Source organism: Streptomyces sp. NPDC033845 (genome assembly GCF_055576225.1).
In genome coordinates this window covers 658,992-675,583 of record NZ_JBVIRI010000001.1, presented here as the reverse complement: position 1 = coordinate 675,583, position 16,592 = coordinate 658,992, and the positions used below count along the sequence as shown (strand labels likewise).

The following is a 16,592-nucleotide window of genomic DNA, read 5'->3' as shown; positions in this document are numbered from 1 at the left end:
CGCACGCCCCTCGTGGCGGCGGCGCGCCGTGCCCCACACTGAGTCGCGGTGCTTGAGTCCTCGGAGCCCTGGAGGTCGCCCCCGTGCAGGCCCAGACCCAGACCCTGACCGAAACCGCAGCGCACCCGGAACCCGCAGAAGCCGTCGAGGACGAGGCGGAGGCGGAGGCCGTGGGAGACGAGCCCGAGTCCTCGGATCCGGCCGAACGGCTGCCCGCGCAGCGCCGGCGGACGGAGAGCGCGGGCGGGGGGCCGTCCGCCGACCTGTTCCGGCAGTACCTGCGCGAGATAGGCAGGATCCCGCTGCTCACCGCGGCGGAGGAAGTGGACCTGGCCCGGCGGGTGGAGGCCGGACTGTTCGCCGAGGAGAAGCTCGGCAGCACCCCCGACCTCGACTCCCAGCTGGCCGTGGACCTCGACCGGCTGGTGGTCATGGGCCGGATGGCCAAACGCCGGCTGATCGAGGCCAACCTGCGGCTCGTGGTGTCCGTCGCCAAACGCTACGTCGGCCGCGGCCTGACCATGCTCGACCTGGTCCAGGAGGGCAACCTCGGACTGATCCGGGCGGTCGAGAAGTTCGACTACGCCCGCGGCTACAAGTTCTCCACCTATGCCACCTGGTGGATACGCCAGGCCATGTCCCGGGCGCTCGCCGACCAGGCCCGCACCATCCGGGTGCCGGTCCACGTGGTGGAGCTGATCAACCGGGTCATCCGGGTCCAGCGCCGCATGCTCCAGGAGCGCGGCTACGAGCCCACCGCCGAAGAGGTCGCCCACCAGCTGGAACTGACCCCCGAGCGGGTCAGCGAGGTGCTCCGGCTCGCCCAGGAACCGGTGTCCCTGCACGCCCCGGTCGGCGAGGAGGACGATGTCGCCCTCGGCGACCTCATCGAGGACGGCGACGCCGCCTCACCGGTGGAGTCCGCGGCCTTCTTCCTGCTCCGTGAACACCTGGAAGCGGTCCTCTCCACCCTCGGCGAACGCGAACGCAAGGTGGTCCAGCTGCGCTACGGACTCGCCGACGGCCGTCCCCGCACCCTGGAGGAGATCGGGCGGATCTTCGGGGTGACCCGGGAGCGGATCCGGCAGATCGAGTCCAAGACCCTCAACAAGCTCCGCGACCACGCCTTCGCCGACCAGCTCCGCGGCTACCTGGACTGACCCCGGGAACGGGAACGGGATCGGGAACGGGATCGGGAACGGGATCGGGAACGGGCCGGGAGCCGCGTACGCGACCACCCGCCCCGGCCCCGATCCCGGTCCGCCCCCCGGCTCAGTCGACCTCGGCGACCGCCTGCGCGAACTGCGCCGCGTACAGCCGGGAGTAGGACCCGCCCGAGGTCAGCAGCTCCTCGTGGCCGCCCTGCTCCACGATCGACCCGTTCTCCATCACCAGGATCACGTCCGCGTCGCGGATCGTGGACAGCCGGTGCGCGATCACGAACGAGGTCCGGCCGGCCGACAGCCGCGCCATCGCCTTCTGGATCAGCACCTCGGTCCGGGTGTCCACCGAACTCGTCGCCTCGTCCAGCACCAGGATCACCGGATCGGACAGGAACGCCCGGGCGATGGTGATCAGCTGCTTCTCGCCCGCGCTGACCCCGGCGCCCTCGTCGTCCAGCACCGTGTCGTAGCCCTCCGGCAGGGTGCGGACGAACCGGTCCGCGTGCGCCGCCCGCGCCGCCGCCTCGATCTCCGCCCGGGTCACCTCGCGGGAGGCGCCGTAGGCGATGTTCTCCGCGATGGTGCCGCCGAACAGCCAGGTGTCCTGGAGCACCATCCCGATCGCCCCGCGCAGTTCCTCGCGGGTCATCCGGGCGATGTCCACCCCGTCCAGGGCGATCCGGCCGCCGGTCACCTCGTAGAACCGCATCAGCAGGTTGACCAGGGTGGTCTTGCCCGCCCCGGTCGGGCCGACGATCGCGACCGTCTGCCCCGGCTCCACCTTCAGCGTCAGGTCCTCGATCAGTGGCCGGTCCGGCTCGTACCGGAAGGCCACCTTGTCCAGGGTGACCTGGCCGCGGACCGACTCCGGCCGCTCCGGGACCTCCGCGTCCGGTTCCTGCTCGGGCGCGTCCAGCAGCTCGTACACCCGCTCCGCCGAAGCCACCCCGGACTGCACCAGGTTGGCCATCGACGCCATCTGCGACAGCGGCATCGAGAACTGCCGCGAGTACTGGATGAACGCCTGCACATCACCGATCGACAGGGTGCCGGAGGCCACCCGCAGCCCGCCGACCACCGCCACCAGCACGTAGTTGACGTTCGATATGAACAGCATCACCGGCTGCATGATCCCGCTGACGAACTGGGCCTTGAAGCCCGCCCGGTACAGCGCCTCGTTCTGCTCGGCGAACACCGCCGCGGACTCCCGCTGCCGGCCGAACACCTTCACCAGGGTGTGCCCCGAGTACATCTCCTCCACATGGGCGTTCAGGGCGCCGGTGCTCTTCCACTGCGCCACGAACTCCGGCTGCGACCGCTTCCCGATCCTCGCCGCGATCACGATGGACAGCGGCACCGTCACCAGCGCGACCAGCGCCAGCAGCGGGGAGATCCAGAACATCATCGCGAGCACGCCCACGATGGTCAGCAGGGAGTTCAGCAGCTGCCCCATCGTCTGCTGGAGGGTCTGCCCGATGTTGTCGATGTCGTTGGTGGCCCGGCTCAGCACCTCGCCGCGCTTCTGCTGGTCGAAGTACGACAGCGGCAGCCGCGACAGCTTCGCCTGGAGCTCCTCGCGCAGCCGGTAGACGGTGCCGTTGGTCACCTGGTTGGTCAGCCGGGTCGCCACCAGCATCAGCAGACCGGCCAGCACGAACACCACCAGGGCCCAGACCGCCACCGTGCCCACGGCACCGAAGTCGATGCCCCGGCCCGGGGTGAAGTCGGTGCCCTTGAGCATGTCGGCCATGCCGCCGTGGCCGTCGGCCCGCAGCCGGTTCAGCGCCTGTTCCTTGGTCAGCCCGGCCGGCATCTCCCGGCCCACGATCCCCGAGAACACCAGGTCGGTGGCCTGTCCCAGGATCTTCGGGCCTATCACCGTCAGGGCCACGCTGCCGACCACGGCCAGCACCATGCCCCAGAGCCTGCCCCGGTCCTTGCCGATCTGCCGCAGCAGCCGCTTCCCCGAGTTCCTGAAGTCGAGGGCCCCCTGGCCCGAGGACCCCATCATCATCCGTCCGCCGGGCCCGCTCACGCCGCTTCCGCCTCCGTCAGCTGGGAGAGCACGATCTCCCGGTAGGTCTCGTTGCCGGCCATCAGCTCGTGGTGCCGGCCGACGCCGACCACCTGGCCCTCGTCCAGGACCACGATCCGGTCGGCGTCCCGGATGGTCGACACCCGCTGGGCGACGATCACCACGGTCGCGTCCTCCGTCTCCCGGGACAGGGCCGAGCGCAGCGCCGCGTCCGTGGCGTAGTCCAGGGCCGAGAAGGAGTCGTCGAACAGATAGATCTCCGGCCGCTGCACCAGGGTCCGGGCGATCGCCAGCCGCTGCCGCTGCCCGCCGGACACATTGGTGCCGCCCTGGGTGACCGGGGCCTCCAGACCGCCCTCCAGCCGCTCCACGAACTCCTTGGCCTGGGCGACCTCCAGGGCCCGCCACAGCTCCTCGTCGGTGGCGTCCGGACGGCCGTAGCGCAGGTTGGAGGCCACCGTCCCGGAGAACAGGTACGGCTTCTGCGGGACCATGCCCACCGTCCGCGCCAGCAGCTCCGGATCGAGCCGCCGGACGTCCTCCCCGTCGACCAGCACCTCCCCGCCGGTCGCGTCGAACAGCCGGGGCACCAGACCCAGCAGGGTGGACTTCCCGCTGCCGGTGGAGCCGATCACCGCGGTGGTCTCACCGGGCCGGGCCAGCAGGTCCACCCCGCGGAGCACCGGGGCCTCGGCCCCCGGATAGCGGAAGTCGGCGCCGCGCAGCTCCAGCAGCCCGCGCCGGGACAGCGTACGGACCGGGTCGGCGGGCGGGACCACGCTGGAGGAGGTGTCCAGCACCTCGGTGATCCGCTCGGCGCACACCTCGGCCCGCGGCACCATCATGAACATGAAGGTGGCCATCATCACGGACATGACGATCTGCAGCAGATAGGCCAGGAACGCCGTCAGCTGGCCGATCTCCATGCCGCCGCTGTCGATGCGCATCGCACCGAACCAGACCACCGCCACGCTGGACACGTTCACCACCACGATGACCACCGGGAACATCAGCGCCAGCCAGCGGCCGGCCGCCAGCGACACGTCGGTGAGCTCCGCGTTGGCCTTCCGGAACCGCTCCTTCTCGTAGTCGTCGCGGACGAAGGCCCGGATCACCCGGTTGCCGGTGATCTGCTCGCGCAGCACCCGGTTCACGGTGTCCAGCCGCTGCTGCATCAGCCGGAACAGCGGCCGGGTCCGCATCACGATCGCACCGACCGAGACGCCGAGCACCGGCACCACCGCGATCAGCACGCTCGACAGCTTCACGTCCAGGGACAGGGCCATCACGATGCCGCCCACGCACATGATCGGCGCCGACACCATCAGGGTGAATGCCATCAGCACCAGCATCTGGACCTGCTGGACGTCATTGGTGGTGCGGGTGATCAGCGTCGGGGCGCCGAACTGGCCGAGCTCCCGCGCGGAGAAGCTCTGCACCCGGTCGAAGACGGCCGCGCGGACGTCCCGGCCGAGGGCCGCGGCGGTCCGGGCCCCGTAGTAGACGGCACCGGTGTTGCACACCAGCTGCACCAGCGACACCGCCAGCATCAGGGCGCCGAAGCCCAGGATGTAGCCGGTGTCGCCGTTGACGACACCGTTGTCGATGATGTCGGCGTTCAGCGTGGGCAGATAGAGGCTGGCACTGGTCTGGAACAGCTGGAGCAGCACCAGCAGTCCGATGGGTTTCCGGTACGGACCGAGATGGGTCCGCAGAAGTCGTATGAGCACGCGCAGGCTCCGGGTCGGCAAGATCGGGGGTCACCCCATCTTCGACCACCCGGTCTCCCGATCCCCACTGTTTTTCGCAAAGCCGGTCCAAAAGGAGGACCGGCTCCGCGAAGGGCCTCGGTCGCGCTGCCTAGGCCTGCGCGTGCCCGTGCGCCGGGCCCTGCGCGTGGCCCTGGGCCTGGACCTGCTCCGGGGTGCCGAAGGCCCCCGGGTGCACCGACTCCCTGGTGGCCGCGTACTGCTGGCGCACCGCCTGCCAGGCCGGCAGCAGCTCCTCGTCCGGGTCGAACACCTGGGCCGCCGCCTCCGGCCAGGCCGGCGGGGTGTGCGGGGCCAGCGTGCCCTGCGCCACACCCAGCGCCCAGGCCGCCTGCCGGGCCGCGCCCAGCGCCGCGTAGTCCGCCGGCTCCGGCACCACGATCCTGGTGCCGAACAGCCCCGGCGCCGCGGCCTGCACGGCCGGCAGCTCGGCCGCCGCCCCCAGCAGGAACACCCGCCGGATCTCCACTCCGCGGCCGCGCAGCACGTCCAGCGCGTCCACCAGACCGCACAACATGCCCTCGAAGGCCGCCTGCGCCAGGTGCTCGGGCTTCATGGAGTCCCGGCGCAGCCCCGACAGGGTGCCGGCGGTGTGCGGCAGGTTCGGGGTCCGCTCGCCCTCCAGGTACGGGAGCAGTACGAGGCCGTGGGCGCCCGGAGTCGACTTCAGCGCGAGCTCGCTCAGCCCGGCCAGATCGGTGCCCAGCAGCTCGGCGGTGCCGCGCAGGGTCCGTACCGCGTTGGAGGTGTTCACCACCGGCAGGTGCATGCCGGCCGCGTCGGCCAGCGAGGTGATCAGCCCGCCCGGCTCCGCCAGCGCCTCGTGGTGCACGGCCATCACCGAACCGGAGGCGCCCAGCGACACCACCGCGTCCCCCGGGCCCAGCCCCAGCCCCAGGGCCGCGGCCATGGTCTCGCCGGTGCCCGCCGAGATCAGCAGCCCCTCCGGGGTGGTGCCGGCCGCGTCGGCCGGACCGAGCACCTCCGGCAGCACCGCACGGTGGCCGAGCGCCAGCTCGACCAGATCGGGGCGGTAGGAGCCGGTGGCCGCCGACCACCAGCCGGTGCCGGAGGCCCCGCCCCGGTCGGTGGTCCGCCGGGCCGGGCGGCCCAGCAGCTGCCACACCAGCCAGTCGTGCGGCTGCATCAGCACCGCCACCCGGGCGGCCGCCTCGGGCTCGCTGCGCGCCAGCCAGGCCAGCTTCGCCAGCGGCTGCGCGTACTGCGGAACGGAACCGACCGCCTCCACCCAGCCCGCACGGCCCCCGAACCGCTCCACCAGATCGGCCGCGGCCACCTGCGCCCGCTTGTCGTTGCCGACCAGCGCCGGGCGGACCAGCGCGCCCTGGGCGTCCAGCGGCAGCAGCCCGTGCCCCTGCGCCGACACGCCGATGGCCTGGACCCCTTCGAGGAGCCCGCCGCCGGCCGCCTCGCCCAGCGAGAGCAGCCAGGCCTGCGGATCGATCTCGTACGGACCCGGGCCGTCGGGGTCGTCCGCGGGCACCGGATGGGGCGCGTACCCCTGACGGAGCACGGCCCCGGTGTCCGTGTCGCAGACGACGATGCGAGTGAAGGCGGAAGAGCTGTCCAGCCCGGCGACTATCCCCATGCGGAGGATTCTGCCGCACCCGGCACCCGCTCAGGTGTCTCAGGTGTTGCTGGTTCCCCAATCGTCCTCGGAGACCGACCCCCGCTCGCGCAGCGACCTGATCCGCCCCGACACCGACTCCGGCAGGACATCTCCCACCTTGTCGCCCACCGCGGCGAAGGCCTTCCCGGCGAACTCCCTGGAGGTCTGGCCGGCCTGCTCGGCCGCGTTCCGCACCGCCGGGTTCTGCGCGACCTGCCGCGCGGACTTCTTCAACTGCTCGTACCGCTCCCGTCCGGCGCGCGTCCCGAGGACGTAGCCGAGGCCCAGCCCGACGACGAACGTGACCTTGTACCGCATGCCTGCCACCCTTCGTTGAGTCGGTGCCCGGCCCGCAGTCGATACCGATTGGCGGAGCACCCCCCTGCTTGCGCTAATCTATGTCTCGCAGCGAGCGACCGCCCCCCGGCGAGGCCGGAGGTGGGTCTGTTCGGTGCAACGCAGCAATCCCCTGTAGCTCAATTGGCAGAGCAGCCGACTGTTAATCGGCAGGTTACTGGTTCGAGTCCAGTCGGGGGAGCGCGATCCCCTGTAGCTCAATTGGCAGAGCAGCCGACTGTTAATCGGCAGGTTACTGGTTCGAGTCCAGTCGGGGGAGCGATGCGGACGAGGACCCCCTGTGGGGTCCTCTTCTCGTTTCCGGCCCCGCCCCCCGCCCGAAAATTTTCGGTCCGCCCGGGAACCGGGCAGCCCTCGGAGCGGTCTCTCTGGGCAGGCGAAGCCGATCATGCGAGACACCCGAGGCAGGAGATCGTATGAGCGGCTATGCTGCGGCAGACGGCGCGCACACTTGTACGCGCCACGCCGTGGAGGGGCGGTAGCTCAGCCGGTTAGAGCAGCGGACTCATAATCCGTCGGCCGTGGGTTCGAGTCCCACCCGCCCCACCGCAAGCCTGGTGAGCAGAAACGTTGCAACCAGCACCCGAGGTGCCCCGCCCGACTTGTCCGGGCCGGGGCACCTTCGCGTTTCCGGGCCGCTGGAAAGGGGCGGTCGGGCCGACCGGCCGACTGCTATGGGCCGAGCCGGGGGAGCCGACGGTGCGGTCATATACTCGCGGCCCATGAGCGAGCACCCCCCGGACCCGTCTGCCGGTTCCTGGTCCCCGCCGGCCGGCTCCTGGGCCTCCTCGGCCGCGAACCGGCGCAGCATGCTCGGAAACCGGAGCCGCGACACCACTCCGGAGCGCGCCCTGCGCTCACTCGTTCACGCGGCCGGACTCCGCTACCGGGTCGCGGCCAAGCCGTTGCCGGGCATGCGCCGCACAGCCGACCTGCTCTTCCGTCCCACCCGCGTGGCGGTTTTCGTCGACGGCTGCTTCTGGCACGGCTGTCCCGAGCACTTCGTACCGCCCAAGACCAACCCGGACTACTGGCGGGAGAAGATCGGGAGGAACGTGCAGCGCGATAGGGACACCGACGCGCGCCTCGCGGACGCCGGATGGCTGGTCCTGCGGTTCTGGGAGCACGAACCGGCTGACGAGAGCTCGGCGGCCGTCTGCGCCGCCGTCAGGTCGCGGCGTGCGGAGGCGGCTCCTCCCCGCCCAGTGGACTAGTAATGCTTCGTGACGTCGGGTGATCTTGCCTGCTCGTGGGCAGTCTGCGCATGAGGTTGGGAGAGGTGGAACGGCTCCGGGGCGAGTTGGCGGAGTTCGTTGCCGATGTCTTTGGGTCCTTGCCGCGGCGGGATCAGCGCCGGTGGGGCGAGTGTTATCTGCGGGGATTGATGCTCGACGGCCGGCGCAAGTCGATCCAGCCGATGGCCGATCGTCTTCCGGACGGCAACATGCAAGCGCTGCAGCAGTTCGTGAACCAGTAGCCGTGGGATCCGCTGCCGGTGCGGCAGCGGATCGCCGAGCGTCTGTGCGAGGTGATTCAGCCCGAGGTGTGGGTCGTCGACGACGTGTCGTTCCCCAAGTGCGGCACCGAGTCGGCGGGGGTGGCCCGACAGTACTGCGGAGCACTGGGGCGGATGCCGGCTACGGCCGCAGCGTCTCCTTCAGGCTCGCTCTGGAGGAACGCGGCTGGTCCTATGTCGTGGCCGTTGACCCCAAGGAGGTCGCTCGGCCCGCGGCGGCTGAGCCTCATCAGCCTGTCTACAGCGGGCTGGGGCCGCCCACGCTGCCCCGCTACCGCGAGGCGGCCCGGCCCCTGCCCTGCCTTGTCGAGACCGGCACCCGGTTCGAGGAGGTCACCTGGCGGCAGGGCAGCAAAGGCGCGATGACCTCGCACTTCGCCGTGATCGAAGTACGGCCCTCGGGGAAGGAGGCCACCCGCTCGGCTCAGGAGCAGGCTGGCGGACGCAGTCGTTGGGACGGGCTGCTGCCCCTGCGGACCATGCTCGTCGAGCAGCCCGCGGAAGCAGCCGAACCGACCGGCTACTGGATGACGAACCTGCCCCCGACTACTCCGGTCACTGATCTGCTGCGGTGGGCGAAGATGCGCTGGAGGATCGAGCACGACTACCGCGAGCTCAAGCACGGCCTGGGCCTGGACCACTTCGAAGGCCGCACCTGGCGCGGCTGGCATCACCACGTCACCCTCGTCACCGCCGCCCAGGCCTTCCTCACCCTGCGACGGCTCGACCCAAAAGTCCGGATGCCGGCCTGAGCCTCTACCAGGTCCTCGATGCCCTCCAGGACCTGCTTCGGTGCTGGGCCGGCACCTGCACCACCTGCGGCCGAACCCTGCCGACCAGCAGAACCAGAACCTAACGAAGCACTACTAGGCCGTTTCCTTCGGATCATCTCGCTGACCAGATGAAGATGGCGGCGAGGTGGAGTCCGGCGAGGTAGCTGGTGGCGGTCTCGTCGTACCTGGTGGCCAGGCCGCGCCACTGCTTCAGCTTGTTGATGCACCGCTCGACAGTGTTTCGCTGCTTGCAGGCCTCACGGTCGAAGGCCGGCGGGCGGCCGCCGAGGCGGCCGAGCCGTTTGCGGTTGGCCGCCTGGTCGGCAGGCTGCGGGATCACCGCCCGGATCCCACGTCGCCGCAGGTGCCGGCGGATTGCCCGGGACGAGTAGGCCTTGTCGGCCAGGACCACGTCTGGCCTGAGCCTTGGGCGGCCGATCCGGCGTGGTACTCGTAATCGGGCCATGACCTGCGGGAACGCCGGTGCGTCGCCGGCCTGGCCGGGGCTGATGACGAACGCGAGTGATCGGCAGCGGCTGTCGGCGGCGAGGTGGATTTTGGTGGTCAGCCCGCCGCGGGAGCGTCCGATGGCATGGTCGACGGGCTCGCTGGCCGGGGCCCCTTTTGACGGGCCCCGGCAGCGTGCTGATGTGCCCGCACGATCGTGGAGTCGACCGCGACGACCCAGTCGAGGTCGCCTTCGGCGTCGGCCTGGGCGAGGGGGGGGGCGGTGAACACCTTCTCCCAGGTGCCGCCGGCAGCCCACATCCGCAGCCGGTTGTGGGCGCCCTTCCACGAGCCGAAGTGCTCGGGAAGGTCCATCCACGGCGTGCCGGTGCGGTACTTGAACGCGATCGCGTCGATCACCTGCCGGTGATCCCGCCACCGACCACCCCTCCAGGTGTCCGGTCCGGCAGCAACGGCTCAACACGGGCCCACTGGGCGTCAGTCAACGACACTACATCAACCAACGATCCGATGATCTGAAAGGAACGGCCTAGCCGTACATCTGAGGGTTCTGCTGGCACGGAGTGCAACAGCGCCCCTTCGTCTAACGTATCGACCAGCGCAGATGCGGTCGCGCCGGACTGGACGATGCGCGGCCGAACCAGAACAGCAAGGTGGGGGGCACCTACGCATGGCGGTCGAACGCACGAACAGGGATGTCAAGACGCTCATCCGCCAGATTGCTGGCGGGGAGATCATGCTTCCGGAGATCCAGCGGGGCTACGTCTGGCGTGCCTCGCAGGTCGCGAAGCTCATCGAATCGATGTACCTCGGGTACCCGGCCGGGACGCTCCTCTTGTGGAGGACGGCCGAGGGGACCGAGACCCGCGCACCTGCGATAGGCCGGGGGCAGGGGCTGCCGAGCGTCATGCCGCTATACCTCTTGGACGGCCAGCAGCGCCTCACCTCGCTGTACCGGGTGTTCAACGACCACCCCACCGCCCAGATCGTCTTCAACATTGAGACGGAGGCGTTCCAGAACCAGAGCAACGCCACGCTCAAGAGCCCGAAATGGGTCAAGGTCCATGACGTCATCGGGCCGGGCGCCGACCCGTTCGCGCTCCAGCTGCAGCTCCGGTCGGCCGGTCTCGCCATCGACGGCGCCGAGATCGGGCGCCGCCTCGCAGCACTCGAATCGATCTCGCAGCGCGACTTCCACATGGAGGTCCTCCACGGCTTCAGCTACGAGGAGGTCACCCAGATCTTCGTCCGGGTCAACAGCGGCGGCCGCGCGCTGAAGACTACCGACCTGGCGATGGCGACGCTCTCCGCGCGGACGCCCGGATTCCTCGGTGAACTGGAGGACGAGTCGGCACGCTGGGCCGATCGCGGCTACCGCGCGGTCGATGCGAACTTCCTTATCAAGGCGATCACGCTGAGCCTGTCCATCTCCGGCAAGCGGACGTCCTCCGTGTCCAGGCTGACCACGGCCAGCCCGGGGTCGGTGGCGGAGGGCTGGGAGCGGGTGCGTCGCGGCCTGGAGCGCGTCGTCCCTCTGCTCTGCGAGCAGCTCCTGCTCCCGAACACCGTGCTCATCTCGTCCGTCACGGCTCTGCACCCGCTGATCGTCTTCTACGGCCGCCTGCCCGCCGGATCGAGGGTGGAACCCGAAGTGGAGAAAGGCCTGCTCTACTGGTTCTTGGCCGCGATCGGCAGCAATCGCTATGCGGGAGCGACCGACAGCGCCCTGACCCAGGACGTCAACGCCCTCGACTCGCACGAACCGGTCCGCGCCCTCCTGGCCAACCTCCGCTTGGACGAGAAGGGGTTCAGGGTGACCGCCCGCGACCTGTCCGGGCGCAACATCCAAAGCCCCTACATCATGCTTTCCTACCTGGCGGCAGCCCATTCTGGTGCCGAGGACTGGTGGTCCGGGGGGCCGATCTCCATCACGGGAGAGGGCAGCGAGAAGCTCCAATACAGCATGCTGCACCCGGCCGCACAGCTTCGCAACCACCGGAACAAGTACTCGTCCGCTGAGATCAACGAACTGGCGAACATCGCCTTCGTCTCGCAGCAGACGGCGAAGAACATCATCGGCAACCGGTCTCCGGCCGAGTACATCAAGGACGTCCAAGCAGGGGACCTCGTCGCCCATGCCGTCCCCGCAGGGCCGCACGTACTGGAGGCCGACGGGTTCCGGGACTTCCTCGCTGCCCGCCGAACGCTCCTGGCGGAGCGGATCTCCGCGCTCCTGGAGCGCTTCCGGCCCTCCTTCATCGACCCTGTCGGCAGCGGCAGCTTCTCAGCAGACGCTCCCCACCGTGTTCTCGTGCTCACTGGCTTCGCCGCAGGGAGCCGCACCCTTCTGCTGGCTGAGGCGCAGGTCGGCGCACGGCACTGGGCCGGGCGGATCGACACTGCCGAACTCGACGGCGCGCTCGACGCCGCTGACAGCGGACTCGACGGTGACGTGACCGTGGCCGGCGAGGCGTCGCCGTTGAAGGTCGACGAAGACGGGGCGACCCTGCTGGTCGGCCCCTTCCGGCTCCGAGGGACAGTGCAGCAGTGGCGGGCCGCGTTGAAGGACGCCTTCACAGACGCTCTGCCTGCGGCTGACTGCCCGGAGGGTCAGTCGCCGGCATGGGCCGACGAGACCGATGAGTTCCTGCTCGCGGACGTCAGTATCCAGACGGCTTAGCCGGTCGTACCCGCTCAACGGGTCGGAAGCGTACGCCGGGTGGCAGGTGCTCCCGCCCTCAGCCGCCCGGCGGGGGCGGCCGGAGGAGCCCGGGGGCCCCGGGAACGAGCAGGGGGGCGAGCCGAGGGATGCCCGGGTCGAGGAAATCGGGTGGAATGTCGAGTCGGCAGGTCTCCCACTGCCCGAAGGCACCGCTGTCTTGAGGCACCTGCCTTCTGATCCACTCGGCCGGGACGGAGGCGACCGCCGCGACCGTCCCGAGGTCGGCGGTGAGCTGGACGACTACGAGCTGCCATGCCGGATCGCCGCACATCGTCCTGTACTCGTGCCGGGACAGGTAGACGGCAACCCTTCCGCGGCGGGCGGTGCTCTTCGCTTCGATGTGCAGGGGGTGCTGCCGGGAGCGCACGGCTATGTCGTAGCCGAAACTGTCGGTGTACCCGGCCACGTGGTCGATCCGGGCACCGGTGGCGCTTTCCAGGAGGGCGACGAGGGCTAGCTCGCCGGCGTTTCCGATCCGGTTCCGCGCGTCCATGTCCACCTTGCCCCAGACCGCGCCGACTTGCTCGAACGCGGCGTGGGCGGGGATGCCCAGGGCCTCCGCGGCCCGGAGGGCGTCCTCCGGGAGCTCGTCCGGCCCCCTCACGAGGACATCGGCATCCGGCAGCCAGGCGGCACCGCTGGAGGTGAGCGCGGCACGGAAGACGCGCTCGCCCGCAGGGGTGCTGCTGTGCAGGTCCTCGAGCAGCCCATTCTCCGTGAGCCACGAGTACGCGGCTTCGAACTGGGTGGGAGTGAGCTCGCTGAAGTCGTCGTGGTTCGCGAACAGGGCCCGGCACCGCGCGGGGCTTGAGGCCGGAAGCCGCTCAAGCCACCACACGGCGGCGCGAAGGACCGGGCTAGGAAGGCTGGGCATGGAGGTGGCCCATCAGAGCCTGGAGGTCCTGTTGGTCCAAGCCGCCGCCGACGGAGGGCTCCTCGTCGAGGTCGGCGAGCTCCTGCACCGCGGAGTCGTCCAGGATCCGCCCCATGAAGAGCAGCTTGTCTCCCAGGCGCTGGTCGACCACCTCGTCGATGGTCCCCTCGGAGGCCAGCACGGTGACACGGGTCTCCGTCCCCGGCCCGAGCCCGAGGCGGTGGATCCGGTCGAGGCTCTGGAGGAAGCGCCCGGCCGCGAAGTCGCGGTCGACGTAGACGGCGTCGTGGCAGTTGTGGTGCAGGCTGATCCCCTCGCCGAGGGTGGCGGGGTTGGACAGCAGCACCATGCAGGCCGGATCACTGCGGAAGCGCTCGAGCTCCGCTTGGCGGTCCTCGGTCCCTCCATGCACCATGGCCGGGCGGAACTCCCTGAGGATCCTGTCCAGTGTGTTCAGACTGCGGATGAACGTGGACCACACCAGGGTCTTGCGGCCTTCGGCGGCGTTCTGCGCGACGATGGCCAGTACCTCCCGGTACTTCGGCGACATCTCGTAGCTGGGCAGGTCGCGCATCAGGTCGAAGAGGGGGCTGCCTTCGGGGACGGCCAGCGGGGGGACCCGGTAGGCGAGCGGTTCGTGTCGGGTGGTGCCGACCGCGAGCAGAGCCGGGCTGGTGGCCGCCATGAGCATGTAGACGATGATCTTGCCGAGTGCCTGGAAGTCGTCCTCAGCACCGGAAGCCCTGGCCGAGAACCGGCCGATCAGGGCCTCGTACACCTCCTGGTGGAGCGGAGGCAGTGGCAGGGTCCGAACGGTGGTCCGAACGGGAGGCAGCCCGAGCTCGCCCTTGGTGGTTCGGGTGAACAGCGGCCGCAAGACCTTGCTTGCCTTGGCGAGGTCCCCGCCTGCCACGGCATGCGTCACCTTCTGCCGCCCGTGCCCGGGCCAGACGAACCCGAAGAGGTTCTCGATGTCCTTGACGCCGTTCGGAGCCGGGGTGCCGGTCAGGACCAGCCGGTGGCGGGCCCGGGGCCCGAGGGCGAGGCAGGCGGCCCCGTACGTCCCTTCAGCACCGAGCTTCATCCGGTGCGCCTCATCGAGGAGGATCATCGACGGCCGGTCCGTCAGCCACCGGCCGAGCGCGTCGACGGACGGGCTGAGGCGCTCGTAGTTGACGATGAGCACCTCGGCGGCCGGGTCGACGTCCCGAGACAGGACCTCCATGCGCAGCGGCTCGCCGAGGCACTGGGCGTTCTCCTCGTGCCAGGCCTCGTAGCAGGACTTCGGGCCGACGATCAGCAGGCGCTCGATGCCCTTGGTGAGGCGCAGTGCCTGGAATACGGCGAGCCCGACGCGGGTCTTGCCCGCTCCCGGCACGGAGAAGTTGGCGCCGTGGCGTAGTGAGAGGAGTTTGGCGAGGTCGCGGCGCTGGAAGGGGGTGAGGGGTGCGGTCCAGTCGGTACCCAGCAGCCCGTCGATGTCCTCCTCGCGGACTTCGCGGGCACCCGGTGACGCGGGGTCCAGCCGCTCGGCCACGGTCTGGGCGTCCACTGCAGAGTCGGTCGCGAGGGCTGCGAGCTGGCTGTCCCAGGACACACTCGATGGCGCAGGCCATGTCGTCAGGGCCACGAGGTTCGTCAGCAGGTCGTCGATGTCCACGTCGACGCTCCCAGGTGTGCGCTGCACACTGGTGCTGAAGCGCAGGGCGAGGCGGCGGAGCTCGCCCTCCAGGCCGCTGCCGGCCTGCATCCGGGCCTGTGTCACGCTGTCGCCGAAGCCGATCTGGAGGCTCGGGGCCTCCGGAGGCGCTGCCATCAGCCCTCCCGGGTGGCGTTGAGCAGCCATTCAACGCCGTCACCGGGCGAGCTGAACGTACGGCTGGCCTGCCTGGCCAGCCGTGCGAGGCTCCTGCGGAGGGCGATTAGGGCGTCGTCGAAGGCATCTTCGTCGAGGGCACGCTTCGACTTCGCCTCGGCGAACTCGGCCGCGCACTGGTTCACGTAGTCCGCCGCGTCGGTCAGGCGGTCCGGTACCGCGATCTTCCGCTTCTGGAGGGAGGCGTCCTGGCCGGCCAGCTTCACGGCGACGTCGAACGTACCGCGGGCCGACTTGATCTTCGCTGCTGCCCGCGCCACCTCGGCCGGGGTGAGCTTGCTGACGGCGAGGGATGCCGCCTTGGCCCGCAGCAGGTCGTCGGTGAGCGCCCGGGTCGTCTTCACGGTGGCGGTGGCGTCCGGGACCGAGACCCCCGGCAGGCCCGGGATGGAGACGGGGGCGGACGCCTGTGCGGCCGGGCGCAGGTCTTCCGGCAGCCGCTCGTCGAGGTAGCGGGTGTGGAAGTCCGCCTCTGCCAGGCGTACCGAGGTCTTGGGGTAGTTCAGCACGACCATCGCCAGCCGGGTCTCCTTCAACTGCTCGGCCGCATCCGTGTCCGTCTTCGCGAGCTTGCTGTAGTCGCGCTGCAGTTCGCGGAGCTTCTCCTGCTGCTCCTCGAAGTCCACCAGGCGGAGGCCGGTGCCGCTGTCCGGGTCCTTGCTGCGCTCGATGGCGCTGCTGACCAGCTGGTAGACCCAGCGGTCCTGGTGCAGCGTCGGGGTCTTGATGTTGAAGTCCCGGGCCACGTCCTCCGGGCGGCGCCCGTTGGTCAGCTCCTCCTCGATCGCGATGAGCCGGTTGATGTAGGAGTACTCGCGCCGCTTGTCGCGCCGCAGTTGGAGCGCCAGCTCGACGCTGTTGATGTCGCCCCGCGAGGTGTCCGCGGGAAGGACGCCCACGCGGATGTCCTTGGTGCCGAGCTTGCGGAGGGCGGCACAGCGGGTGTTCCCGTCGACGAGGATGCCGTCGGGGCTGATGATGCCGGGTTCCTTCTGCCCGAAGTCGTCCAACTCGTCCATCAGCGCGGTGAAGTCCGGGTCGACCTGGGTCGGGTTGGACGGGCTGCGGCTGAGGAGCAGAGCGAGGTAGGACTGGGCTACCTCGCTCCAGGGCTGGTCCTGGAGCACGAGGTTCTTGTCGGGTTCCAGGTCCCGCTGGGCGCGGATGCGGTGGGTGTCCGGGTTCAAGTAGAGCAGGTCCACCGGCATGGAGATGACACTCAAGTGCTTCTGCTCGCCGCGCCATTCCACCGTCACCTTGGCGCCGTTTTCCGCCATGGCCTGCTTGAGCCGATCCTCGACGATGGAGCGGATCCGCTCGCCTTCGGGCGGAACACCGAACTTCGCAGCCATATCCAGAACCTCTCCCCTATACCAGTCGCACTCGCTCGTCAGGAATAATGTCAGCAA

Annotated in this window: 11 protein-coding genes, 3 tRNA genes and 2 pseudogenes; 8 read left to right on the top strand and 8 right to left on the bottom strand. The window is 70.0% G+C overall.

The annotated features are described in order from the left end of the window. Positions 1-68 precede the first annotated feature (68 nt). Complete coding sequence (locus tag ACZ50K_RS03140; RefSeq protein ID WP_468897201.1) at positions 69-1,160, top strand: RNA polymerase sigma factor; 1,092 nt, start codon at positions 69-71, stop codon at positions 1,158-1,160. A gap of 112 nt (positions 1,161-1,272) precedes the next feature. Here the strand turns inward: ACZ50K_RS03140 and ACZ50K_RS03135 are convergent, their stop codons facing one another. From ACZ50K_RS03135 to ACZ50K_RS03120, 4 genes are all read right to left on the bottom strand, one after another. After that, positions 1,273-3,198: an ABC transporter ATP-binding protein gene (locus ACZ50K_RS03135; RefSeq protein ID WP_468896777.1), complete on the bottom strand. Its 1,926-nt coding sequence runs from the start codon at positions 3,196-3,198 to the stop codon at positions 1,273-1,275. Continuing rightward, positions 3,195-4,928, bottom strand: a complete 1,734-nt coding sequence (locus tag ACZ50K_RS03130) for an ABC transporter ATP-binding protein (protein WP_468896775.1) — start codon at positions 4,926-4,928, stop codon at positions 3,195-3,197. The genes ACZ50K_RS03135 and ACZ50K_RS03130 overlap by 4 nt, the downstream gene beginning before the upstream one ends. Positions 4,929-5,058: 130 nt before the next feature. Then, positions 5,059-6,576, bottom strand: a complete 1,518-nt coding sequence (locus ACZ50K_RS03125; RefSeq protein WP_468896773.1) for an FGGY family carbohydrate kinase — start codon at positions 6,574-6,576, stop codon at positions 5,059-5,061. Between the two features lie 39 nt (positions 6,577-6,615). Continuing rightward, the gene (locus ACZ50K_RS03120; protein WP_468896771.1) at positions 6,616-6,915 is read right to left on the bottom strand and encodes a YtxH domain-containing protein; all 300 of its coding nucleotides are present in this window, start codon (positions 6,913-6,915) and stop codon (positions 6,616-6,618) included. 147 nt (positions 6,916-7,062) lie between these two features. Between ACZ50K_RS03120 and ACZ50K_RS03115 the strand changes: the two genes are divergently transcribed. From ACZ50K_RS03115 to ACZ50K_RS03090, 6 genes and pseudogenes are all read left to right on the top strand, one after another. Further along, positions 7,063-7,135: transfer RNA gene (locus ACZ50K_RS03115), tRNA-Asn, on the top strand. Between the two features lie 5 nt (positions 7,136-7,140). Then, a tRNA-Asn gene (locus ACZ50K_RS03110) sits at positions 7,141-7,213 on the top strand. 213 nt (positions 7,214-7,426) lie between these two features. Next, positions 7,427-7,500: transfer RNA gene (locus ACZ50K_RS03105), tRNA-Ile, on the top strand. Positions 7,501-7,676: 176 nt separating this feature from the next. Beyond that, on the top strand, positions 7,677-8,168 hold the full coding sequence (locus ACZ50K_RS03100; RefSeq protein ID WP_468896769.1) for a very short patch repair endonuclease: 492 nt from the start codon (positions 7,677-7,679) through the stop codon (positions 8,166-8,168). A gap of 50 nt (positions 8,169-8,218) precedes the next feature. Then, positions 8,219-8,593 (top strand): annotated as a pseudogene (locus tag ACZ50K_RS03095) (transposase); the annotation flags it as partial. After that, positions 8,476-9,222, top strand: coding sequence for an IS701 family transposase (locus ACZ50K_RS03090; protein ID WP_468896767.1), 747 nt, complete (start codon positions 8,476-8,478; stop codon positions 9,220-9,222). The pseudogene ACZ50K_RS03095 and the gene ACZ50K_RS03090, both read left to right, overlap by 118 nt. Positions 9,223-9,355: 133 nt before the next feature. On the opposite strand, the pseudogene ACZ50K_RS03085 reads toward ACZ50K_RS03090, so the two are convergent. Then, positions 9,356-10,214: pseudogene (locus ACZ50K_RS03085) on the bottom strand (IS5 family transposase). Between the two features lie 167 nt (positions 10,215-10,381). Here ACZ50K_RS03085 and ACZ50K_RS03080 point away from each other — a divergent pair. Continuing rightward, a complete protein-coding gene (locus ACZ50K_RS03080; RefSeq protein ID WP_468896765.1) occupies positions 10,382-12,391 on the top strand; it encodes a GmrSD restriction endonuclease domain-containing protein in 2,010 nt (669 codons plus the stop codon). A gap of 58 nt (positions 12,392-12,449) precedes the next feature. Here the strand turns inward: ACZ50K_RS03080 and ACZ50K_RS03075 are convergent, their stop codons facing one another. From ACZ50K_RS03075 to ACZ50K_RS03065, 3 genes are read right to left on the bottom strand one after another with little or no spacing between them, the layout of a single operon-like run. Then, positions 12,450-13,307, bottom strand: coding sequence for a hypothetical protein (locus ACZ50K_RS03075; protein ID WP_468896763.1), 858 nt, complete (start codon positions 13,305-13,307; stop codon positions 12,450-12,452). Beyond that, a complete protein-coding gene (locus ACZ50K_RS03070; protein ID WP_468896761.1) occupies positions 13,291-15,123 on the bottom strand; it encodes a DEAD/DEAH box helicase in 1,833 nt (610 codons plus the stop codon). The genes ACZ50K_RS03075 and ACZ50K_RS03070 overlap by 17 nt, the downstream gene beginning before the upstream one ends. Then, a complete protein-coding gene (locus tag ACZ50K_RS03065) occupies positions 15,123-16,535 on the bottom strand; it encodes a transcriptional regulator (protein ID WP_468896759.1) in 1,413 nt (470 codons plus the stop codon). The genes ACZ50K_RS03070 and ACZ50K_RS03065 overlap by 1 nt, the downstream gene beginning before the upstream one ends. Positions 16,536-16,592: the final 57 nt, after the last annotated feature.

Coding starts and splice junctions, on each gene's coding strand:
- ACZ50K_RS03125 (WP_468896773.1), bottom strand. CDS start 6,576: ATGGGGATAGTCGCCGGGCTGGACAGCTCTTCCGCCTTCACTCGCATC.
- ACZ50K_RS03120 (WP_468896771.1), bottom strand. CDS start 6,915: ATGCGGTACAAGGTCACGTTCGTCGTCGGGCTGGGCCTCGGCTACGTC.
- ACZ50K_RS03100 (WP_468896769.1), top strand. CDS start 7,677: ATGAGCGAGCACCCCCCGGACCCGTCTGCCGGTTCCTGGTCCCCGCCG.
- ACZ50K_RS03080 (WP_468896765.1), top strand. CDS start 10,382: ATGGCGGTCGAACGCACGAACAGGGATGTCAAGACGCTCATCCGCCAG.
- ACZ50K_RS03075 (WP_468896763.1), bottom strand. CDS start 13,307: ATGCCCAGCCTTCCTAGCCCGGTCCTTCGCGCCGCCGTGTGGTGGCTT.
- ACZ50K_RS03070 (WP_468896761.1), bottom strand. CDS start 15,123: ATGGCAGCGCCTCCGGAGGCCCCGAGCCTCCAGATCGGCTTCGGCGAC.
- ACZ50K_RS03065 (WP_468896759.1), bottom strand. CDS start 16,535: ATGGCTGCGAAGTTCGGTGTTCCGCCCGAAGGCGAGCGGATCCGCTCC.